Source organism: Faecalibacterium sp. PGM34 (assembly GCF_054456555.1).
This window is the reverse complement of sequence record NZ_CM136898.1, coordinates 1,485,085-1,503,058: the sequence shown is the minus strand read 5'-3', so window position 1 is coordinate 1,503,058 and position 17,974 is coordinate 1,485,085. Positions and strand designations below refer to the sequence as shown.

Sequence of the window (17,974 nt, the reverse complement as noted above, 5' to 3'; positions counted from 1 at the left end):
CCATGAGCAAGACCATCCTGTTGAATCAGAGCGACTGGCATTTTACCAAGGATAACCCCGGCATCCCCGCCGCCGTTATGGGCGAGGCCATTGCCCTGCCCCACACATGGAACGCGGTGGACGGTCAGGACGGCGGCAACGATTACTATCGCGGCACCTGCTGGTATACACTGGCCCTGGCAAAGCCCACCATCCCGGCAGGCGGCAAGGCTGTTTTGCAGCTGGACGGCGCAGCTATGACCGCTGCCGTCTACCTGAACGGTGAAAAGCTGGCTGAGCACAAGGGCGGCTATTCCACCTTCCGGGTAGACCTGACCGACCACCTCAAAGAGGAAAATCTGCTGGCAATTTCCGTGGACAACCGCGACAACGACACCGTGTACCCCCAGAAGGCAGACTTTACCTTCTACGGCGGCATTTACCGGGATGTGACCCTGCACATCGTTCCCGCAGAGCACTTTGCCCTGCCCGCTAATGGCGCACCGGCGCTGAAGGTGACCCCTATCGTCACCGACCTTGCCGCCAAGACCGCCGAGATCACTGTGGAAGCCGCCGTGGTGGGCGCACAGAGCGTAACCTTTACACTGGAAGGCCAGAGCATCACCGCCCCGGTGGAAAACGGCACTGCAAAGGCTGTTTTCACCCTGCACGATGCCCATCTGTGGGATGGCGTGGAGGACCCCTTCCTTTACACCGTTTCCGCCAAGCTGGGCAACGGCGAGGAGGCATCTGCCCGCTTTGGCTGCCGGAAATTTGAGATCGACCCCCAGAAGGGCTTTTTCCTGAATGGACGTAGCTATCCGCTGCGGGGCGTTTCCCGCCATCAGGACCGCAAGGGGGCCGGCATTGCTCTGACCAACGAAATGATGGAGGAGGATATTTCCATCATTCTGGAAATGGGTGCCAACACCATCCGGCTGGCCCACTACCAGCACGCACAGTATTTCTACGACCTGTGCGATGAAAAGGGTCTTGTCATCTGGGCAGAGATCCCCTACATCACCATGCACATGACCAACGGCCGTGCCAACACCCTAACCCAGATGGAAGAGCTGATCGTCCAGAACTACAACCACCCCTGCATTGCCGTGTGGGGCCTTTCTAACGAGATCACCGCCGCCTCTGCGGTCAACGAGGATCTGCTGGAAAACCACCGTCTGCTGAACGAGTTGGCGCACAAGCTGGACCCCACCCGAAAGACCACCATGGCAAACGTGTTCATGCTGGAGACCACCAGCCCCATTCTGGAGATCCCGGATGTGAACAGCTACAACCTCTACTTCGGCTGGTATCTGGGGGACCTTGAGCAGAACGACGAGTTCTTTGACAAATATCATGCTGATTACCCGGACCGCTGCATCGGCTTTTCGGAGTACGGCGCAGACGCCAACCCCCAGTACCAGAGCAGCCACCCGGAAAAAGGCGACTATACCGAGAGCTACCAGTGCATCTACCACGAGCACATCGCAAAGATGATTGCCGACCGTCCGTGGCTGTGGGCGACTCATGTGTGGAACATGTTCGACTTTGCCGCCGATGGACGCGATGAGGGCGGCAAGCATGGCGAGAACCAGAAGGGACTTGTCACCTTTGACCGCAAGCTGAAAAAAGACCCCTTCTATCTCTACAAGGCCTATTGGAGCAAGGAGCCGTTCGTGCACCTGTGCGGCAGCCGCTATGTGGACCGCGCCGAGGATGTGACCGAGATCAAGGTCTACTCCAATCTGCCGGAAGTCTCACTGTACAAAGACGGCCAGCTGGTGGAGACCAAGCAAGGCGACAAGGTGTTTACCTTCCAGTTGCCCATCACCGGCAAGCACAGCATTGAGGCACGCTCCGGTGAGCACAGCAGCATGATCCTGGTGAACAAGGTAGACGCCCCCAACCCGGATTACGCCATGGACAACCGCAAGAACGTGACCAACTGGTTTGACGGCGAGCTGGACGAAAGCTGCTGGTCGGTCAAGGACAACATGGCTGCCGCCATGGCAGACCCCAAGGCAGGCCCCGTCCTGAAGCAGATTTCTGATAAAGCCGCTGCTGCCCGCGGAGATGTTGCCGCTGCCGTGAAGGACAACCCGGCTCTGGTGGCGATGATGGAGCGTGCCATGCAGCGGATGACCATTGAATCCATGCTGATGCAGGCGGGCACTTCGGAAGAGGATATCAAGCAGTTGAACCGGGTATTGCAGGGCATTTCCAAGGAGTGATTTTTGATGAAACAGACTTATTGCAACCCCCTTGATCTGGGCTACCGTTACCAGCACATGAAGGAAGGCCCGCGCACAGCGGGCTTCCGGGAGGGCGCAGACCCGACGCTGGTGTACTTCAAAGGCAGATATTATCTGTTCGTTTCCATGTCGGCAGGGTTCTGGTACTCGGAGGATCTTCTGGACTGGAACTTCCATGCAGACCCCGACCTGCTGATCTATGACTACGCACCGGATGTGCGGCAGGTGGGCAATTACCTCTACTTCTGCGCCAGCCGCAAGGGGCGCAACTGCCCCATTCTGCGCACCGCTGACCCCCTGACTGAGCCGTTTACCGAGGTTTCCGCGCCCTTTGCTTTCTGGGACCCTGATCTGTTCTGCGATGACGATGGCCGGGTGTACTTCTACTGGGGCTGTTCCAATATTGCCCCCATCTACGGCGTGGAGCTGGACCCGGACACCATGACTCCCATCGGTGAAAAGCAGGAGCTGATCTTCGGCAATGAAACCATACTGGGCTACGAACGCCCCGGCAACAACGGCATCGTGAACCGGGAAGCCAGCGTGCTGTACCAGTCCATGAAGCAGTTCTATGATCCCAAGACCGGCAAGCTGAATCTGCCGCCGCAGATGGCAAATATCCCCGGTCTGAGTGTCGAAAGCCTGACTGCCATGTTCAACGCCATCGGCAAGCCCTACATCGAGGGTGCCTTTATGACAAAGCATGACGGCCTCTATTACCTGCAATATGCCTGCCCTGGCACCCAGTACAACACTTACGCCGACGGTGTATACACCTCCCGTTCTCCGCTGGGCCCCTTTGTGCGGCAGGCATCCAATCCGTTCTCCGCAAAGCCCGGTGGCTTCATTACCGGTGCAGGCCACGGCAGTACCATTGCCGACACCTACGGCAACTGGTGGCACGCTTCCACCATGCGCATTTCCGTCAACTATGACTTTGAGCGCCGGGTGGGGCTGTTCCCTGCCGGGTTCGACAAGGACGGCGTGCTTTACTGCAACCAGAACTTTGCCGATTACCCCCACCGCATCCCGGCAGACCGCTTTGATGCCGCCAGACAGCAGCCGGAATGGATGCTGCTGAGCTACAAAAAGCCGGTCACGGCCTCCAGCACCGCAGAAAACAGCAGCCCGGAATGGGCAGTCAATGAGGACTGCCGCAGCTGGTGGAGCGCCGCCGGTGCAGAGCCGGGCGAATGGCTCTGCGTGGACCTTGGCAAAGAGAGTGATGTCCGTGCCATTCAGGTAAACATGGCGGATGAAAAGCTGGTGGTGGACTTCCCTGCCGACAGCTACGGCGACGACCGCAAGACCCGCCACATCGAGACTCGGCCGCAGATCTCTCATTACACGGTAGAGACCAGTGTGAACGGAGCAGACTGGACGACCCGCGAAACGATTGCCCGGGAGTGCTCTAACGGCTACTACGAATATGCCGACGGCATCCGCGCCCGGTACGTACGGGTCACGGGAGGCGAACTGCCCTATGGACAGCCGCTGCGCATCAGCGGCCTGCGGGTATTCGGCAACGGCGAAGGCCCGAAGCCCGCACAGGCCGAAGCCGCCGGGGCTCGCGTAGATGCACTGGATGCAAAGATCACTTGGAAGCATATCGAAAATGCACAGGGCTGCAATGTCCGCTACGGCGTTGCGCCCGATAAGCTCTATCTGAGCTGGCTGGTGTACGATGCAGACGAAGTGACCCTTTCCACCCTGACCGCCGGGCAGGAATACTACGTCTGCGTGGACAGCTTTAACGAAAACGGCATCACGCCGGGTAAGATTTTCAAACTGGAGGGGTAAACCATGCCCATCAAAGCCGTGCAGCAATTTATGCTGGGCACTGTACTGAGCAACGAGCAGCAGGCAAAAGAGACCCTTGCTGCCATGAAAGCCGCCGGGTACGACGGCATTGAACTGTGTGGATTTATGATCCACCCCATCGGCTTTGTGGTAAAGCTGCTGACCAAAGCCGCCGGGATGCCGGTGGGCAAGGGCGGCAACTTGGACTGGCACAAGCTAGTGCAGGAAGCCGGTCTGAAGGTGGTCAGCCTGCACACCGACCTTGGCTCTCTGGAACGGGACGCCCACGCAGTGGCCGAGGAAGCCAAGAGCTTCGGCACACAGTATGTGGTCATTACCGGGATGTACCGGTTTGATTACGGCGATGAAGCCGTTATGCACCAGCTTGCGCAGCGGCTGAACAAAGCCGGCGAGACTCTGACAGCCGAGGGCATCCACCTGCTCTACCACAACCACAACTGCGAGCTGCGGCATGTGAACGCAGAAAAGCGCGCCTACGACATCCTCTTAGAAGAGACCGACCCTGCCTTTGTCAACTTTGAGTTTGACAGCTACTGGTTCACCGAGGGCGGTGCAAATGCGCTGGCATGGATGCAGCGGCTTGGTCCCCGCATGAAGCTGTGGCACATCAACGACCGGGGCACCCGCATCACTGGCAGTGCCATCACCCCCATTCTGAAAACCGACAGCATGGAACTGGGCACCGGCAATATGGACTTGGACAGCCTGATGGCGCAGGCCCTTGCCGTGGAGGTGGATGCCGTTATTCTGGAAAGCCACCGCAACTGGGTGGACAATTCCCCCATCAAGAGCTTCCAGCTCAGCGCAAAATACCTTGCGCAAAAATTCTGATCTGCCATTTTTTCATCATTTTCTTCTTCATTACCCCCATAAAAGCAACGCCCCGCACCGGTTTCTCCTTCCGGTGCGGGGCGTTGTGTTTTGTGGGGAATCTTTTTGCGTTACAGGGTGTGGGTGCCCGGCTGCAAGGTCAGGCTTCTGCCATCCGGGAGGGTGACTTCTGCGGTTCTGTTGCAGGGCACGGTGATGGTGTAGGTCACGGCATCGCCTGCATACTGCCAGCCGCTTTCAATGCGCCCCACCGGGGAATCGTACACTGCTTTTGCCCATCCCAGAGCCGGGTTCGGGGTGGGGGTGATGGTCAGGGTCTCCCCTGCCAGACGGATGCCGCACACGCCACCGAACAGCCAGCCGCAGATGGCGCCGTAAGAGTAGTGGTTCAGGGATTCGCTGGGGTGGCCGTTTGCGTCAATGCCCGTCCATGTCTCCCAGACGGTGGTAGCGCCCTGCTTGACCTCATAGAGCCAGCTGGGAGCGGTGTCCTGTAACAGCAGCTTATAGGCGGTGTCGGCATAGCCGTACTTTGCCAGCACCTCGCAGAGGAAGGGCGTAGAAAGGAAGCCGGTGTTCAGGTGGTAGCCGTTTTCCGCCACCATCCGGTTCAGGGTATCCGCAGCGGCTTGGCTCTCCTCCTCGCCCAGCAGCGCAAAGGCAATGGCGCGGACATATTCGCACTGGCGGTCGGAAGTGATGGTTCCATTATCCGTAAAGGCAGCACGGTATGCCTTCACCGCCTTTTCTGCCGTGTCACGGTACTGCACTGCGTCCTCTGCCTTGCCCAGTGCCTGCGCAATTTCTGCCAGAATCCGCCCGGAATAAGCCAGATAGGCCGTACCCACGCTCTTGCGCGGGTTCATCATCGCCTGCATGGGGGTAATGCCAGGCTCACACCACTCGCCGTAGTCCAGACCGTTCAGCACCGTGTACTTGGCGTATGCCCCGGTCTGCTGTTCCTCAGTGGTCTGCTGTGCACGGCCAAGCAGGAACGCATACCACTTCTGCATCATCTCGTAGTTGTCCGCAAGGATCTTGCGGTCACCGGTGCGCTTATAAAGGGCGTAGGGCACCAGAATGGCAGCATCGCCCCAGCCCGCCGACATACAGAGCATGGGGGTCATGTAGCCGGGGCGGCTGGTGGGCGGCGCAATGTTCGCCATGCGTCCATCCGGGTACTGGTTCAGGCGGCACTCGGCCAGCCATTTTTCCACCACCGGGTAGCAGTCCATCAGGGTCAGGCCGGTCTCAATGAACACTCCCATATCGCCGGTCCAGCCGGCGCGCTCGCGGGTGGGGCAGTCGGTGGGGATATCGCAGAAGTTGCCCTTCTGGCTCCACACACTGTTTTTCACCAGCTGATCCACATCGGCGTTGCCGCACGCAAAGCTGCCGGTGACCGGCATCTCCGAATAGACGGCGTGGGCAGTAAACTCTGCGCCGGTCAGGTCGATGTCCGTTTCCACCTTTGCGTACCGGAAGCCCATGATGGTAAAGCTGGGCTTGTAGTGATTCTCGCCCTCTTTGCAGACGAGTTCCAGCATCTGCGCCGTGCCGCCCTCCTTGTGGCGGTTCCGGTCCTGAAAGTTCTCCTGCGTAAAGTTGCCGTTCTCGTCCAGTGCTTCGCCGCACAGCAGCTTGATTTTCTGCCCGGCGTGGGCGGTCAGCTTTATCTCCACATAGCCAGCCACGTTCTGGCCAAAGTCCAGCACGGTCTCACCGTTGGGGGTGTGCAGCAGCCTGCCCGCAAAGGCCTCCTGCTCCTGGATGGGCACAGTGTTCATGCCGGTGATGGGCAGGGTGTTCGGCTCGGTCTTTACGCCATGCCAGCCGGAAAGCTCCTCTTCCAGCCGGGCATCGTACACTTCGCCCTGCTGCAGATCATTTTGGCGAATCGGGCCGCACTGGGTGGCCTCCATGTCGTCATCCGAAACGCAGACCGCCTTGCCGTCCACTTCCAGCTGGAACAGGACAGCCACTTCTTTCCCGAACAGGTCACGGTCGCCATCCACGCCGGAGGTGCTGCGGTACCAGCCGTCGCCCAATGCGATGAGTAGTTCGTTTTCACCGTCACGGACAAGCGCGGTCACATCGTAGGTCTGCGCCCCAAGGTGCTTATCTGCGGTAAAGCCTCCGGGGGCAAGCACCATGTCGCCGACACGCTTGCCGTTCAGCCATGCCGCATACAACCCCTTGGCGGTAATGTACAGCCGCTTGCGCTGCCCCGCCGGGGCGGTGAACGTTTTGCACAGATAGCTTGCCGGGCGGTGGGGCTGATAAGGCTGTGCCTGCCCTTTGCCAGAGGCTTCCAGCGCTGCCTGCTTCTGCTCCCAGTTGGGTTTTGCAAAGGCGTTGATGGCATCGGTGCAGTCGATGTCCGGCTCTTCTGTCTCCGGGCAGGCCCACACGCCCTGCCAGTCTGTCTGTGCAAGCCCGGTCTCGAAGGAAGCGGTGCTCCATGCACCGGGCTGGTCATTTTCATCCCACAGGCGGATGCGCCACTGTCCCTGCATCTTGGGCGGCACAGGGGTGGGCGTTTCGGTGTGCATCATACTGCTCAAAATCTTTCCGCTTGCCCACAGCGTTTCGGCTCCGGCGGTCACTTCGATTCCGTAGGCGGTCTGGCGCACGCCTTCGGCGCACTGCCACGATAAAAACAGCGTCCCGGCATCTATACCGAGAGGCTGGGTCAGATGATTCGTTTTCAGGTTTGTTGCTTGCATCATCTGCATCTCCTTTTTCCGTTTGATTTCTGTTCTTATTATAAAGAGAATCCCACGGAATAAGGGTGCAAAATTTTGTGTTATCGGTCAAAAAATCGTGTTGTTTATGACAATTCAAAAAATTCATCTTGCTTCACGACTTTTCACCCGTACTGTCTGCGGTTCTCCTGTTATACTTTGGGTAAGAAAATCAAAGGGCTGTGGACTGCCCTCAAACGAAAGGAAGGCATTACAGAATGGACATTGAAAAGATCCTCCAGCAGATGACACTGGAGGAAAAAGCAGACTTCTGCTCCGGTTCGGATTTCTGGCATACACAGCCGGTGGAGCGGCTCGGTGTGCCTGCCGTGATGATGAGCGACGGCCCCAGCGGTCTGCGCAAACAGGACGAGCAGGGCGACCATCTGGGCATCAACGAAAGCATCCCTGCGGTCTGTTTCCCGTCCAGTGCGGCGGTGGCTTCCAGCTTTGACACCGCTCTGGCAGAAAAGCTGGGCGAAACGCTGGGCAACGAGTGCCGCGCCGAGAATCTGGCCCTGCTGCTTGGCCCCGGTCTGAACATCAAGCGCAGCCCGCTGTGCGGACGTAACTTTGAGTATTTCAGCGAAGACCCCTATCTCAGCGGTGAGATGGGCGCGGCACTGGTCAACGGCATCCAGAGCAATGGTGTGGGCAGCTGCATCAAGCATTTTGCCGCCAACAATCAGGAGACCGACCGGATGGTCAGCGACAGCGTGATGGACGAGCGCACCCTGCACGAGATCTATCTTCCCGCCTTTGAAACGGTGGTCAAAAAGGCAAAGCCGCTGGGCGTGATGGCCGCCTACAACAAGCTCAACGGCACCCACTGCTCGGAGAACAAGGAACTGCTGACCGACATCCTGCGCAAACGCTGGGGCTATGAGGGCATGGTGGTGACCGACTGGGGCGCAGTAAAAGACCGCGCCAAGGGCATCGCCGCCGGACAGGATCTGGAAATGCCCGGCGGAAGCGGCCGCGGCACAAACTCGATCCTTTCTGCCATCAAGGCAGGAACGCTCTCGGAGGAGGAGTTGAACGCTGCCGTCCGCAACCTGCTGCGGTTCGTGGATTCTGTGACCAAAACTGAAAACGCGAGCGCCGTATTTGACCGGGACGCAGACTACCGGATGGCAGTTTCTGTTGCAGAGAACTCTGCGGTTCTGCTGAAGAACGAAAAGGGCGTGCTTCCTCTGGCAAAGGGCTGCAAGGCGGTGTTCCTTGGCGAATTTGCGCAGCACCCCCGGTATCAGGGCGGCGGCAGCAGCCATGTCAACAGTGCGAAGGTCAGCTGTGCGCTGGAGCACGCTCCCGGTGTAGCCTATGCACAGGGCTACCGCACCGATGAGGATACCGTTGATCCTGCGCTGGAACAGGCCGCCGTGGCTGCTGCTGCAGACGCAGAGGTCGCCGTGATCTTTGCCGGACTCCCGGAGCGGTACGAGAGCGAAGGCTACGACCGCACCACCCTTGCCATGCCGGAAAATCAGAATCATCTGATCGCCGCAGTCGCTGCGGTACAGCCGAATACCGTGGTCGTCCTGCACAACGGCTCTGCCATCGAAATGCCGTGGGTCAACGATGTCCCGGCTGTTCTGGAACTGTACCTTGCCGGTGACGGTGCCGGAGAAGCCGCCGTGAATCTGTTGTACGGCGCTGTCAACCCCAGCGGCAAGCTGGCAGAGACCTTCCCCCGGAGGCTGAGCGACACCCCGGCTTATCTTTCCTTCCCCGGCGAGCGGGAGACCAGCGTTTACTCTGAGGGCGTATTTGTCGGCTACCGCTACTACGACACCACGGAAGCAGATGTTCTGTTCCCCTTCGGTCATGGCCTTTCCTACACGACCTTTGAATACAGCGTACTCCGGCTGAGCCGCAGCACCGTCCGTGAGGGTGAAGAAGTGCAGGTCACCGTCACGGTAAAAAATACCGGCGCAGTCGCCGGCAAGGAAACGGTGCAGCTCTATGTAGCACCGCCCAAGGGTGAGCGTCACCGTCCGGTCCGGGAACTGAAAGGTTTTGCCAAGGTGTCCCTGCAGCCCGGTGAGAGCAAGGAGGTGCAGTTTACACTGGACAAGCGCAGCCTTGCCTATTATGAGCCGGAACTGCATGATTTCTATGCAGAAAGCGGCACTTACCAGATCTGCGTTGGTGCATCCAGCCGGGATCTGCGCCTGACCGGCTTGCTGGAATGGCAGGCAGCGCAGCCGCTGCCGGTACACTTTACCGCAGCCTCCACTCTGAAGCAGGTCATGACCCACCCGGTGGGTGCTGCCATCATCGGACCGATCCTGCAGCGTATGGCCGCAGCCGCAGGCAGCGCCACCGGAAAAAAGGACGATGATGATTCTTCTCTGTCCATGATGATGGGAATCCAGCTCAACACGCTGATTGATTTCCACGTCCTGACCGAGGAGCAGCTGAACGGCATCCTGAGCCAGATCAATCAGGCGTAAGGCAGGGATTGCGCGATAAAATAAGTCCTACTCTCTCCACTTTATTGCCATAAATTTTCCAAAAACCTCTTGACGCATTCTACATACAGTGGTATTTTTCTTGTAAATCCCACTGCTTTTGTGGATTGGCCCAAAACCATCCACAAGATGTGGTCGTGTTCATTTTGAACACAGCCACAGAAAGTGGTTGGTTATCACCGTGAGACCCACCACTTCCGTGAGGAAAAGTCCACGAAAGAATTTACCGCCCCGCAACACACCCGATTCATTTTGCCGCCGATTCACCCGACAAAATCCATCGCTGCGCTGCATGGGCGGTATTTTTCTTTTTCACAAATAAAATCTTATGTAGTTGTTCAATCTTCCAAAATTTGTTTTCAGTTGTTGACTATACAACTTCAAAGTGTTATTCTTGTGCTTGAAAGAAGCAGGTTGTAGTGTCCGCACTGCGCCCGGCTTTCTTCATACTGTACCTTGAATCCTTCATAAGCCGTCCGAACGAGATACTGCGCCATGACCTCACACTTTCCGTGGGCGAGCCGGACAACGCCGCTGCAAAACAGGGGCAGGAACTTCGTTCGGAGCAAACGGTGACCCACATACACGAGCAGCGGAACTCTCTACTTATTTTTGCATCTTAACAATTCGGAAACATTTGTTGAAAATGCGTTTTGAGCGCAGCGGTAGAGGGCAAGAACCGTCCCGTGGCCACAAATTTTCAATTCTTGAATATTTCCTGTCCATCTGGGACTTCACTTCTGCAATGCGTCTGCATTTCCGAAGTGATCTTGTTGGGGCGTGCCTGCCCCAAACCCTGCTCATCATTCGTGCCTTACGGCACGAATGGAACGGCGTGTCGTGCTTTACATAACTTCACCGAGGAGTTATCGAACAGACAGGAGGTACAATGACCAAAACGAATGTTCAATCGATCCCTAGCAATTCCCAGCACCACGACACGCCGAACAACAAAACGCACGTCATCAAGTTCCGTGTGACAGCGGAGGAAAAAGCGTCACTGGAACTCACTTGCAAACTCCTGAATCTCTCCCTCTCCACGTTCATCCGCCGTGCCATCCACAACGTCAAGATCGAAAAAACGGTCATCGTCGCAGGCGGCGGCGAAGAAACCCTGACCGCTGTTTCCACCCTGCTTGCCCAGTGCAGCAAGGTGGGCACCAACCTCAACCAGCTTGCAAGGCACTTCAACTCCGGCGGTGCAGACACCGAGCAGATCCGGGCGAAAATTCTTGACGAACTTGCAGACCTGACCGCATTCCGTCTCCACGCCGAGAAAGTTCTGGGTGAACTGTATGGCAACGCTCAAGCATATCGCCTCTAAAAACTCGGACTACACCGCCATCGAAGCGTACCTCGTTTACCAGCACGACGCGTTCACCGGAAAGCAACTTCTGGATGAGCACGGCAAGCCGAAGCTGCGGGATTCGTACCTGCTCGACACCCTTGAGTGCGGCGATTTCTCGTTCGCAACGGCCTGTCTGCTGGCAAACCGCAAGTATGGCAAGAACACCCAACGCGATGATATTAAGAGCCATCAGTATATCATCAGCTTCGACCCCAGAGATGCAGCCGACAACGGCCTGACCATGGAAAAGGCACAGGCACTTGGCCTGAAGTTTTGTTCTGAAAATTTTCCCGGTCATCCTGCCATCGTCTGCACTCACCCCGATGGGCACAACCATTCGGGAAACATCCACGTCCACATCGTGATCGGCAGCACCCGAACGCGAGAAGTGGAACGCAAGCCCTATATGCAGAAGCCCCGCGATTGGCGCGAGGGCATGAAGCACTCCAGCACCGCCCAGACTATGCGGCACCTCCGTGTCGAGGTCATGGAACTGTGCGAGGGTGCCGGACTGTACCAGATCGACCTGCTCAACGGCTCGAAAGAGCGTGTTAGCGAAGCTGAGTATTGGGCGCGCAGGCGCGGTCAGCAGAAGCTCGACCTTGCAAACGCAGCCCTCACCGCAGCCGGACAACCGTCCCAGCAGAAGAAGTTTGAAACCGTAAAAGATACCCTGCGGAAGCAGATTTCTTCGGTGCTGTATCGCGCTGTGAGCCTTGAAGATTTTTCTGACAGGCTCATGCAGCAGTATGGCATTGCTGTCAAGGAAAGCCGTGGGTGTCTGAGCTATCTGCCTGCTGGCAGGAACAAGTTTATCCGAGCGAAACATCTCGGTGACAAGTTTGAGAAAGAGCAGGTGCTTGCCGCACTCGCTCAGAACATCCGGCTTGCTCCGACCATCCAGCCTATCGCAACAGACAAGCCCGATAAGATTCAGAAACTGGTGGACATTCAGGCAAAGCTGAAGCAGGGCAAGGGCATCGGCTACGAGCGTTGGGCGAAGAAACACAACCTCAAAGCCATGGCACAGACCTTGATTCTCTTGCAAGAAAAAGGTCTGCTCAACGAGGACGCACTCGACCAGAGAATCACAGAGCTTGACACCAAGTTCCACGATTCGCTGGCGGTGGTGAAAGATCTCGAAGGTCGCATGAAAACCAACAAAGAGCTGCGCTATCACGTCGCAGCCTACACCAACACCAAGAACATCGCACAACAGTTAAAAGCCGCAAAACGACCCGCAGCCTTTGAAGAACAGCACCGTGCAGAACTGACAGCATACCGGACGGCAGCAGCCTATTTCAAGGCAAATGATATCACCAAGCTGCCCAGCCCGAAGAAACTGGAAGCCGAGTATGCGCAGCTGGCATCCGAAAAGGCAAAATTCTACGAGCAGTACAAGGAAGCCAAAGAGGAACTGCTCAAGCTGAAAACCGCAAAGCAGAATGTTGCGTCCTTTTTCCGGGAGGAAGAACAGACGCAGCAGGAGAGATAAAGGAGTGTGCGTATGATTAATCTGAAAATCGACCCAGAGTTCCAGAACCAGATCCCGCCGCTGACGGACGATGAGTACAAGCAGCTTGAAGAAAACATCCTCAAGGAAGGCAAGCTGATTTCTCCTTTGATCGTTTGGAATAACATCCTTGTTGACGGCCACAATCGTTATGCCATTCTCCAGAAGCATCCTGAGATTTATTTTTCCACCATGCCGCTCCCGTTTGAAAGCCGAGAAGAAGTTCTCGCTTGGATTTGTAAGAACCAGTTGGGGCGGCGCAACCTCACCCCGGAGCAAAAGAAGTTCCTCATTGGAAAGCAGTACAGTGTGGAGCATCGAAAGCCCGGTGGAAACGGCAACAATCAGTATACCGCAACCACTCAGGAAGCCGTTCAGGAGGAATTGTGTCAAATTGACACAATTCCTCCCACCTCTGTGGAAGCAAGCATCCGCAAGCAGATTGCCGACCGGAACAACGTTAGCGAATCCTATGTTGTCCGCTCGGAAAAGTTCATGCGGGGCGTGGAGATCATGGAGCAGATGATGCCCGGTACGAAAGAGAAGATCCTGTCCGGGCAGTTCAAAGTCCGTGATGCCGATATGCACCGTCTTGCTAGGGCAGATTTTCCGAACCGCAAGCAGATCGTGCACGAAATTCTGCACCCGGAGGACCGCCCCGCTCCGCAGTCGAGCTACTCACACTACTCTGGAATCAACTACTCCGCGCTGGAAGTCGCTGTCCGGCGGATTCAGCAGGACTTTGATTTTTTGATGAGATACTTGCCTAAGCTACCGGACGATTCCTACGCCAAAACTGAAACGCTAAAAATCCTCAAGCAGCACAAAGCGTATATGGCACAGTTTGAAGAAATGCTGAACGATGAAAAAATCGCATAACGACAGGCACTTGTAAGCCATCAACGAGCCACCAGCCGCAAGTGCAGGGCGGAAAGCATCCGCGCCCTTGCGCCTGATAAAAATTGGAACTTTGATTTTCTCGCCCGACTTTGCTGCGGTGGGACGATCAAAGGAGCGTGCGTTTGAACAAAAAGAAAAAGTCCACAAACACTTCCCCTTACCCCGATGAAGTCATTGACCGTTTGGCACGGGCATTCTACCCGGCCATCCTTGCCTGCTGGAACAGCGAAGAAGGGCAAAGAGAATTTGCCGCGTGGCAGGCGGAACAGGCTCATCTCTCCGGCAAAGAAAAACAGAGCGTTCCCGACGGGGAACGCCCTGCTGTACATATCGCTATCGTATGTGGATTTTGGCAGGGTGCGTCCGGCAGGGCGCACCCTATTTTTGTTTTGTTCTCAATCTTCTAACCCGTGATTCCCAGCCGCATTCTTCAAATATTCTTCCGGCTCGCCGTTTAGAATCAGGTCTGCATACACCAGCGGGTCATTGTAGATGAGGTAGTCCAGTTCCGTCCTCTGCGCCATGGTCACGTCCAGTGCATCCTCGACCCCGGTGCAGTCGATGGAAATCTTTCTCCCATCCCGGAGCAGCAGCTCCACGCACCCGGTGTCCATGTTGAATTTGCAGGCGCTTTCATCGTACTTCATGTTTGTGTCCTTTCCGCCTTACGGCACTCTCACAGTGGTCTGTCGTGCTTTCTTATGATAAGGTCTAGGACGTTTTTCGATGGAAGCAAGGGACTCGTTCTGTTTTCCAAAGAATACAAAAAATCCGAACCCTTCTCCTATCGGAAAAAAGTTCGGATTTTGTTGTTGTGGTGCACCTCCAGGGACTCGAACCCTGGGCCCACTGATTAAGAGTCAGTTGCTCTACCAACTGAGCTAGAGGTGCATATGGTGACCCGTACCGGAATCGAACCGATGTTAAAGGCGTGAGAGGCCTCTGTCTTAACCGCTTGACCAACGGGCCATATAAAAGTCGGCGACTACCTATTTTCACAAGCCGTTTCCAGCTAACTATCTTCGGCACAAGTAAGCTTAACTTCTGTGTTCGGAATGGGAACAGGTGGAACCTTACCGTCATCGACACCGACCGATTTGACTGAATCAGTATAACACATTTCTGTGCTTCTGTCCAGTATTTCTTAGAAGGACGTGCCTTCAAAACTGAATAATCACTGCTGACATTTTTTCGTTGACTTAAAAGTCTCAAGCGAATTGTGGTCAAGCCCTCGACCTATTAGTACACGCTTGCTGAATGGATCACTCCACTTACACATCGTGCCTATCAACCTTGTAGTCTTCAAGGGGTCTTACTTGTTTGAAACAATGGGATATCTTATCTTTGGGTCGGCTTCACGCTTAGATGCTTTCAGCGTTTATCCGATCCGTACATAGTTGCCCAGCTATGCCCTTGGCAGAACAACTGGTGCGCCAGAGGTACGTCCGCTCCGGTCCTCTCGTACTAGGAACAGCTCCCATCAAATATCCTGCGCCCACGACAGATAGGGACCGAACTGTCTCACGACGTTCTGAACCCAGCTCGCGTACCGCTTTAATTGGCGAACAGCCAAACCCTTGGGACCGAATACAGCCCCAGGATGCGATGAGCCGACATCGAGGTGCCAAACCTCCCCGTCGATGTGGACTCTTGGGGGAGATCAGCCTGTTATCCCCAGGGTAACTTTTATCCGTTGAGCGATGGCATTTCCACTCACATACCACCGGATCACTAACTCCAACTTTCGTTACTGCTCGACCCGTCAGTCTCGCAGTTAGGCTCGCTTCTGCGTTTGCACTCTTTTGCTTGATTTCCGTTCAAGCTGAGCGAACCTTTGAACGCCTCCGTTACTCTTTAGGAGGCGACCGCCCCAGTCAAACTGCCCACCTAACAATGTCCCCCGCCTTGATTCAAAGGCGCAGGTTAGAATTCCAATATCGCAAGGATGGTATCCCAACGGCCACTCCACAAAAGCCAAAGCTCTTGCTTCCCAGTGTCCCATCTATCCTGTGCATGCAACATCGAAACCCAATATTAGGCTACAGTAAAGCTCCATGGGGTCTTTCCGTCTTGTCGCGGGTAACCGGCATCTTCACCGGTACTACAATTTCGCCGGGCGGGCTGTTGAGACAGTGCCCAAATCATTACGCCTTTCATGCGGGTCAGAACTTACCTGACAAGGAATTTCGCTACCTTAGGACCGTTATAGTTACGGCCGCCGTTCACTGGGGCTTCGATTCAATGCTTGCACATCTCCTCTTAACCTTCCAGCACCGGGCAGGCGTCAGCTCGTATACGTCATCTTTCGATTTAGCACAAACCTGTGTTTTTGGTAAACAGTTGCTTGGGCCGATTCTCTGCGGCTCCATCTCTGGAGCACCCCTTCTCCCGAAGTTACGGGGTCAATTTGCCGAGTTCCTTAACAACCCTTCTCCCGTTGGCCTTAGAATCTTCTTCCTACCTACCTGTGTCGGTTTGCGGTACGGGCACCGCAGAAATCCACACAGCTTTTCTCGCCATCTTCCATCCCGGACTTCGGTACTAATTTCCCTCGATCGCTACCGGAACCAACACCCGGCTCCGAGACTTCAAATGTGTCCCTGTGTTTAACTCTTTTGGTGGTGACGGAATCTCTACCGTCTGTGCATCGGCTACGCCGTTAGGCCTCACCTTAGCTCCCGACTGACCTGGAGCGGACGAACCTTACTCCAGAAACCTGAGGCTTTCGGCCATGCAGATTCTCACTGCATTCGCGCTACTCATTCCGGCATTCTCACTTCTATACACTCCACAGCCGCTTGCGCTACTGTTTCACCGCGTATACAACGCTCCCCTACCCAATACATTGCTGTATTGCCTAAGCTTCGGTGTCAGGTTTAGCCCCGTTAAATTCTCCGCGCAAAGACGCTCGACCAGTGAGCTATTACGCACTCTTTGAATGTGTGGCTGCTTCTGAGCCAACATCCTGGTTGTCTACGTATCTTCACATCGTTTTCCACTTAACCTGACTTTGGGACCTTAGCTGTAGATCTGGGCTGTTTCCCTTTTGACAATGACATTTATCTGACACTGTCTGACTCCCAAGCATCAATACTCTGGCATTCTGAGTTTGATAAGCTTCGCTAACCTCTCGGCCGCTAGGCTATTCAGTGCTTTACCTCCAGGTATCTAACTTGAGGCTAGTCCTAAAACTATTTCGGGGAGAACCAGCTATCTCCGGGTTCGATTGGAATTTCTCCGCTACCCACAGTTCATCCGCCGCCTTTTCAACGGAGGTCGGTTCGGTCCTCCATGGAATTTTACTTCCACTTCAACCTGACCATGGGTAGGTCACCCGGTTTCGGGCCCATTGTATGCAACTTAACGCCCTTTTCAAACTCGCTTTCGCTTCGGCTCCAGACCTTAAGTCCTTAACCTTGCTGCATACAATCGCTCGCCGGACCGTTCTACAAAAAGTACCCTATCACACTTTGACGTGCTCTAGGTGCTTGTAGGCACAGGGTTTCAGGTTCTTTTTCACTCCCCTCCCGGGGTGCTTTTCACCTTTCCTTCACAGTACTATACGCTATCGGTCACTGGGTAGTATTTAGGGTTGGAGGGTGGTCCCCCCGTATTCCGACCAGGTTTCACGTGTCTGGCCGTACTCTGGATCCTGCGCAGCTCTCTCCGTTTTCACCTACGTGGTTCTCACACTCTCTGACCGGCCTTCCCATGCCGTTCGGTTAACAGATTAAGTCCTAAAAGCAGTCCGTACCCCGGAAGTATTTCTACTCCCGGTTTGCCCTCTTCCGCGTTCGCTCGCCACTACTTACGGAATCTCGTTTGATGTCTCTTCCTCGCCCTACTTAGATGTTTCAGTTCAGGCGGTTCCCCCGATATACCTATTTTGAAGTTCAGTATAACGTACCTGAGTATGAACCCAGATGAGTTTCCTCATTCAGAAATCTCCGGATCAATGCTTATTTGCAGCTCCCCGAAGCTTATCGCAGCTTATCACGTCTTTCATCGGCTCCCAGTGCCAAGGCATTCGCCCTGCGCCCTTGTTCGCTTGACCTTTCAAACGTTCTTTAAGAACATTTGGTATCCTCTTGATTCTCTCTTGCCAACGAAGA

At 55.5% G+C, this 17,974-nt stretch carries 10 protein-coding genes, 2 tRNA genes and 2 rRNA genes; 8 read left to right on the top strand and 6 right to left on the bottom strand.

Features of this window, described 5'->3' with window-relative positions; genetic code table 11:
- Positions 1 to 2 precede the first annotated feature (2 nt).
- Genes ACXPUX_RS07020 through ACXPUX_RS07010 form a run of 3 tightly spaced genes read left to right on the top strand, consistent with a single transcriptional unit; the run spans position 3 to position 4,883 of the window.
- Entirely contained in the window at positions 3 to 2,210 is a 2,208-nt protein-coding gene (locus ACXPUX_RS07020) for a glycoside hydrolase family 2 protein (RefSeq protein ID WP_458831073.1), read from the top strand.
- 6 nt (positions 2,211 to 2,216) lie between these two features.
- On the top strand, positions 2,217 to 4,031 hold the full coding sequence (locus tag ACXPUX_RS07015) for a family 43 glycosylhydrolase (RefSeq protein WP_458831071.1): 1,815 nt from the start codon (positions 2,217 to 2,219) through the stop codon (positions 4,029 to 4,031).
- Positions 4,032 to 4,034: 3 nt separating this feature from the next.
- Positions 4,035 to 4,883: a sugar phosphate isomerase/epimerase family protein gene (locus tag ACXPUX_RS07010; protein WP_458831069.1), complete on the top strand. Its 849-nt coding sequence runs from the start codon at positions 4,035 to 4,037 to the stop codon at positions 4,881 to 4,883.
- Positions 4,884 to 4,993: 110 nt separating this feature from the next.
- On the opposite strand, the gene ACXPUX_RS07005 is transcribed toward ACXPUX_RS07010, so the two are convergent.
- Positions 4,994 to 7,612, bottom strand: coding sequence for a family 78 glycoside hydrolase catalytic domain (locus ACXPUX_RS07005; RefSeq protein ID WP_458831067.1), 2,619 nt, complete (start codon positions 7,610 to 7,612; stop codon positions 4,994 to 4,996).
- Between the two features lie 233 nt (positions 7,613 to 7,845).
- On the opposite strand from ACXPUX_RS07005, the gene ACXPUX_RS07000 reads away from it, so the two are divergent.
- From ACXPUX_RS07000 to ACXPUX_RS06980, 5 genes are all read left to right on the top strand, one after another.
- A complete protein-coding gene (locus ACXPUX_RS07000; protein ID WP_253493745.1) occupies positions 7,846 to 10,083 on the top strand; it encodes a beta-glucosidase in 2,238 nt (745 codons plus the stop codon).
- A 907-nt stretch (positions 10,084 to 10,990) separates the two neighbouring features.
- On the top strand, positions 10,991 to 11,425 hold the full coding sequence (locus ACXPUX_RS06995) for a plasmid mobilization protein (protein WP_458831064.1): 435 nt from the start codon (positions 10,991 to 10,993) through the stop codon (positions 11,423 to 11,425).
- Positions 11,397 to 12,944 carry a relaxase/mobilization nuclease domain-containing protein gene (locus tag ACXPUX_RS06990; RefSeq protein ID WP_458831062.1) on the top strand — a complete coding sequence of 516 codons (1,548 nt, stop codon included), beginning with the start codon at positions 11,397 to 11,399 and terminating at the stop codon, positions 12,942 to 12,944. The genes ACXPUX_RS06995 and ACXPUX_RS06990 overlap by 29 nt, the downstream gene beginning before the upstream one ends.
- 12 nt (positions 12,945 to 12,956) lie before the next feature.
- Positions 12,957 to 13,841, top strand: a complete 885-nt coding sequence (locus tag ACXPUX_RS06985; RefSeq protein WP_458831060.1) for a ParB N-terminal domain-containing protein — start codon at positions 12,957 to 12,959, stop codon at positions 13,839 to 13,841.
- Between the two features lie 137 nt (positions 13,842 to 13,978).
- Positions 13,979 to 14,269 carry a transposase gene (locus ACXPUX_RS06980; protein ID WP_458831058.1) on the top strand — a complete coding sequence of 97 codons (291 nt, stop codon included), beginning with the start codon at positions 13,979 to 13,981 and terminating at the stop codon, positions 14,267 to 14,269.
- Here ACXPUX_RS06980 and ACXPUX_RS06975 read toward each other — a convergent pair.
- From ACXPUX_RS06975 to ACXPUX_RS06955, 5 genes are all read right to left on the bottom strand, one after another.
- Positions 14,258 to 14,509: a DUF6061 family protein gene (locus tag ACXPUX_RS06975; RefSeq protein WP_117554343.1), complete on the bottom strand. Its 252-nt coding sequence runs from the start codon at positions 14,507 to 14,509 to the stop codon at positions 14,258 to 14,260. The genes ACXPUX_RS06980 and ACXPUX_RS06975 overlap by 12 nt on opposite strands.
- A gap of 168 nt (positions 14,510 to 14,677) precedes the next feature.
- Positions 14,678 to 14,753, bottom strand: a tRNA-Lys gene (locus tag ACXPUX_RS06970).
- 3 nt (positions 14,754 to 14,756) lie between these two features.
- Positions 14,757 to 14,831 (bottom strand) — tRNA-Glu (locus ACXPUX_RS06965).
- Between the two features lie 7 nt (positions 14,832 to 14,838).
- Positions 14,839 to 14,955, bottom strand: a 5S ribosomal RNA gene (gene rrf, locus ACXPUX_RS06960).
- A 126-nt stretch (positions 14,956 to 15,081) separates the two neighbouring features.
- A 23S ribosomal RNA gene (locus tag ACXPUX_RS06955) occupies positions 15,082 to 17,916 on the bottom strand.
- Positions 17,917 to 17,974: the final 58 nt, after the last annotated feature.